This is a genomic window from Hyphomonas oceanitis SCH89 (assembly GCF_000685295.1).
Classification (GTDB): Bacteria; Pseudomonadota; Alphaproteobacteria; order Caulobacterales; family Hyphomonadaceae; genus Hyphomonas; species Hyphomonas oceanitis.
In genome coordinates this window covers 1-1,133 of the sequence record NZ_ARYL01000122.1, presented here as the reverse complement: position 1 = coordinate 1,133, position 1,133 = coordinate 1, and the positions used below count along the sequence as shown (strand labels likewise).

Sequence of the window (1,133 nt, the reverse complement as noted above, 5' to 3'; positions counted from 1 at the left end):
GCAGCCACCGCAGACGCCGGCCATCTGCCTGCCGATTCAAGCGCGTCGACACGGCATGCTGCGCTTGCCGTTTTCGCAGCCATGTCCATCGCTTTTATCTGGGTTAATTCTCCAGCTGTTGGGACCTACGATTTTATCCATCATACGCCTTTCTCGATTCAACTCGGAGAGGTCGGGCTGTCCAAACCACTTGTCGATTGGATCAATGAGGGCCTGATGGTCTTCTTCTTCTTTGCGGTCGGGCTCGAAATCAAACGAGAAGTTTTGGTCGGCGACCTTGCATCGCCGCGCAGGATCGCCCTTCCCGCGATTGGCGCACTGGGCGGTATGCTCGCCCCTGCTGCAATCTATCTGACGTTCAATGCGGGCAACCCGGACACCGAACATGGCTGGGCGGTACCGGTCGCGACCGATATTGTACTCGCACTCGCCGTCTTGTCGGTACTTGGTGCCCGCGTTCCGGCCAGTCTGAAAGTCTTCCTGATGGCGCTCGCCGTATTCGATGATTTCGGAACGCTGGCTGTCATCGCGCTCTTCTATACTGAGGGGGTGAGCCTCGTCTCGCTGACTATGGCTGGTTTCGGCCTTGCCGTCCTGATCGGGTTCAACCGAATGCGCATTTCAAATATGACGCCCTATGTCCTGATAGGCATATTTGTGTGGGTCGCGGTTCTGGAATCAGGCGTGCATGCGACCATTGCCGGTGTCCTCGTGGCCTGGACCATTCCGCTGACAATCAATGGGCGCCCCGTACTTGCGGTCATCGAAGCGGGCATGAAGCCATGGGTCGCTTATGGGGTTGTCCCGATCTTCGCGTTTTTCAACTCCGGCATTCACTTGGCGGGCATAACGCCATCCTCCCTGCTCGGACCCGCCAGCCTCGGCGCCGGGCTGGGCCTTTTCCTTGGCAAGCCGCTTGGTGTATTTGGTGCGGCCAGCCTGGCTGTCTGGAGTGGGTTAGGCAAACGACCTTTCGGCGTCAGCTGGCTGCATTTGCTCGGCGCGTCCTTTCTGGCGGGGGTTGGGTTTACAATCAGCCTGTTCGTGGCGGCGCTCGCATTCGATAGTCCAACCGCTTTGCAAGGGGTCACTTTGAGTGTGATCATCGGGTCCACGCTTTCGGCGGTGACCGG

The 1,133-nt window shown here is 58.7% G+C and carries 1 protein-coding gene; it reads left to right on the top strand.

The window, feature by feature from the left end:
- Positions 1-81 precede the first annotated feature (81 nt).
- Positions 82-1,133 (top strand): Na+/H+ antiporter NhaA (nhaA, locus tag HOC_RS20510; protein WP_051625178.1); only part of this gene is annotated, 1,052 nt, incomplete at its 3' end.